The sequence below is a fragment of the Shewanella sp. 11B5 genome (genome assembly GCF_002836795.1).
In the GTDB taxonomy this organism is placed as follows: Bacteria; Pseudomonadota; Gammaproteobacteria; order Enterobacterales; family Shewanellaceae; genus Shewanella; species Shewanella frigidimarina.
This window is the reverse complement of sequence record NZ_PJAP01001014.1, coordinates 1-2,683: the sequence shown is the minus strand read 5'-3', so window position 1 is coordinate 2,683 and position 2,683 is coordinate 1. Positions and strand designations below refer to the sequence as shown.

Genomic DNA, 2,683 nt, shown 5'->3' with positions numbered 1-2,683 from the left:
GCGTGGGAATGGGATAACATCACGAATGTTGTTAACGCCAGTCACATACGACACTAAACGCTCGAAACCTAAACCAAAACCTGAATGAGGTACGGTGCCATAACGACGTAGGTCACGATACCACCAGTAATCTTCTTGGCTTAAATCCATTTCAGCTAAACGTGCATCTAACACGTCTAAACGCTCTTCACGCTGCGCGCCACCGATAATTTCACCAATACCTGGTGCTAACACGTCCATTGCGGCAACGGTCTTACCATCATCGTTTAAGCGCATGTAGAAAGCTTTAATGTCTTTCGGGTAGTTCTTAACTACAACAGGCGCTTTAAAATGCTCTTCAGCTAAGTAGCGTTCATGCTCAGATTGTAAATCAATACCCCATTCAACTGCGAATTCAAACTTCTTACCACAGTTTTTAAGGATTTCAACTGCATCAGTGTAATCCACTTGAGCAAAATCACTGCTTACGAATGCTTGTAAACGTTCGATAACGGTTTTATCAACACGTTCGTTAAAGAAGTTTAAATCATCCATGCGTTCTTCAAGCACTGCGCTAAACGCGAATTTCAACATTTTTTCCGCTAACTCAGCCGCATCATCTAACGTTGCGAATGCCACTTCAGGCTCAACCATCCAGAATTCTGCAAGGTGGCGAGTGGTGTTCGAGTTTTCAGCACGAAACGTTGGGCCAAAGGTATATACTTTAGATAATGCACAAGCATACGTTTCAGCGTTTAACTGACCCGACACGGTTAAGAATGATTCTTTACCGAAGAAATCTTTATCGTAATCGACTTTACCTTCAGCTGTGCGAGGTAGATTTTCCATGTCTAAAGTAGACACCCGGAACATTTCGCCAGCACCTTCACAGTCAGAAGCCGTAATTAACGGGGTAGATACCCAGATAAAACCTTCTTGATGATAGAAGCGGTGAATCGCTTGCGATAAACAGTTACGAACACGAGCTACGGCACCAATAATGTTGGTACGTGGGCGTAAATGGGCAAGTTCACGTAAATGCTCAATAGAGTGGCGTTTGGCCGACATTGGGTAAGTATCTGGATCGTCAACAAAACCTGTGACCACAATTTCAGTGACTTGTAATTCAAATGCTTGACCAGCGCCTGGAGAGGCAACTACTTCACCCGTCATTACGACAGAGCAGCCAGCAGTCAATTTCAATACATCGTCATTGTAATTGGCTAGGCTATTAGGCAAGACACCTTGAATAGGGTCGAAACATGAACCGTCATACACGGCCAAGAAAGAGATACCCGCTTTTGAATCACGACGAGTTCTTACCCAGCCACGGACAGTGACTTGCGAACCAACGGCGTGTTCACCTTTAAATACAGAAGCGACAGATGCAATGCTCATTGTTGCTTTATTCTCCAACGTATCGAATATAAATATAAAATTGGGGTTTATCTTACCTTGCTGGTGGCTTTTCTCAAGCTGAAAACGCTATTCTAGGGTGATTAATGTGATACTTTTGAGTAAGTCGGTTAAATATATGGCTAATTAGCCTTTATATTCTCTCGTAAACCAAGGAAAGGCCATGTCTCGTTTAGGAATTATACAGGTTGTATTGACCGTTTTGTCGTTATTAGGCTGGAGCTTAGCCATTTATGCGTTGATTATTTTTGGAGAAGCCAGACCTGATCGCGCGGTAGGTTATTTTTTGAGTAAAGGTGCATCGGTACGATTAAACTGGGATCCTGAGTTAACCATTAAATTAGAGTATTTAATATGGTGGTGTGCTGGGGTTAGCTTTTTGAATCTGCTGGTAAACTTTTATGCAAAAGCCACCACTCGAATTGGTTTTTGGGTCAATATTCCGTTGTTGTTTTTGGTATCACTCGCAGCAGGTTTGTATATTCGCTATGTGGTGTAACATCACTCTGTGGATGCTTGGAACAATAGAACTAAGCTGAATAGATAAAAGTTGATTATTTCAACTATCAATCTCAATCATCAATTGGGTATTACATCATGCGTGTGGTGTGATTAATTATCTTCTATGTGATGACACAGCAAATCGATAATGGCTGCCGTTACTCCCCAAATAAATTTGTCTTCAAATGGCATAAAGTGAACTTGATAATGTTCGCCGTGGCGATAATGAAATATTTTGTGACGGTTACTTCGCTCAATAAAAAAATTCAATGGTACTGAGAAACAATCATCCACTTCACCGGGGTCGAGCACCAATTCAAATGGCTGCTTTACCATCGCCACGACAGGGGTGATCACAAAACCGGTAAAGGTTTTATGGGCTGGAAACACGCCTAAAACATCAACATTTTCTGACAATAAGCCAATTTCTTCGTGAGCTTCGCGCAACGCAGTGTGGATGGCATTAATATCATCAGGCTCAACTTTGCCGCCAGGAAAACTAATTTGCCCTGGATGGTGACGTAAATGCATTGGGCGTCGGGTTAAAATTAGATGTAATTGTTGCTCTATTTCAATAACAGGGATTAACACCGCAGCTTTGCGGCCAAGGTATGATGGGGGCGCAGAAGGGATGATTGAACCCAGACGATGTAAATTATAGCGTAAGGTAAATTCGTGTTTATTCATTGATGTTTTTAAATCCAATTAATAGCCTATTCGGTGTCATACCTATTCGATTAATTATGTGCTCAATCAGAGTCACTCAGTTTTTCAGTTTGAAACGCAT

Annotated in this window: 3 protein-coding genes; 1 reads left to right on the top strand and 2 read right to left on the bottom strand. The window is 41.9% G+C overall.

Annotation, left to right across the window (positions count from 1 at the left end):
- The coding region (gene asnS, locus CXF78_RS19685) for an asparagine--tRNA ligase (protein ID WP_102037705.1) at positions 1–1,377 on the bottom strand (1,377 nt) is incomplete at its 3' end.
- A gap of 181 nt (positions 1,378–1,558) precedes the next feature.
- Here asnS and CXF78_RS19680 point away from each other — a divergent pair.
- A complete protein-coding gene (locus tag CXF78_RS19680) occupies positions 1,559–1,894 on the top strand; it encodes a hypothetical protein (protein ID WP_011637624.1) in 336 nt (111 codons plus the stop codon).
- Positions 1,895–2,007: 113 nt separating this feature from the next.
- Here the strand turns inward: CXF78_RS19680 and CXF78_RS19675 are convergent, their stop codons facing one another.
- A complete protein-coding gene (locus CXF78_RS19675; protein WP_102037706.1) occupies positions 2,008–2,583 on the bottom strand; it encodes a CoA pyrophosphatase in 576 nt (191 codons plus the stop codon).
- Positions 2,584–2,683 lie beyond the last annotated feature (100 nt).

Bases quoted from the DNA above. Each gene is read 5' to 3' on its own strand.
- CXF78_RS19680 (WP_011637624.1), top strand. From the start codon at position 1,559: ATGTCTCGTTTAGGAATTATACAGGTTGTATTGACCGTTTTGTCGTTA.
- CXF78_RS19675 (WP_102037706.1), bottom strand. From the start codon at position 2,583: ATGAATAAACACGAATTTACCTTACGCTATAATTTACATCGTCTGGGT.